The organism is Streptomyces macrolidinus, from assembly GCF_023887685.1.
Taxonomy (GTDB): domain Bacteria; phylum Actinomycetota; class Actinomycetes; order Streptomycetales; family Streptomycetaceae; genus Streptomyces; species Streptomyces macrolidinus.
The window spans coordinates 1-286 of the sequence record NZ_JAMWMR010000128.1; the positions used below are offsets into that span (position 1 = coordinate 1).

Sequence of the window (286 nt, forward strand, 5' to 3'; positions counted from 1 at the left end):
AACCCAGCGTTGGGTACCCAGGCCGGAGCCGTGCTCGGCACCACGCCGGGCGATCAGTGGTTTCACGCCGAGATCCCAGACCAGGCGGCGGTACTTGTCGTGGTCGTAGCCGCGGTCGGCCAGCACGACGACCGGACGGCGCTGGGGTCGGCCGCGCTTGCCGCGCACGGGCGGCACAGCCTGGAGGAGCGGGATGAGCTGGGTGACGTCGTTGCGATTGCCGCCGGTCAAAGTAACGGCGAGCGGGATGCCGGTGGCGTCGGTGATCAGGTGATGCTTGCTGCCC

At 69.9% G+C, this 286-nt stretch carries 1 protein-coding gene; it reads right to left on the bottom strand.

The genetic code is table 11. The annotated features are described in order from the left end of the window. Positions 1-286, bottom strand: a 286-nt coding sequence (locus tag NGF19_RS30530; RefSeq protein WP_252429198.1) for a transposase, incomplete at both ends; no start/stop codon positions are given.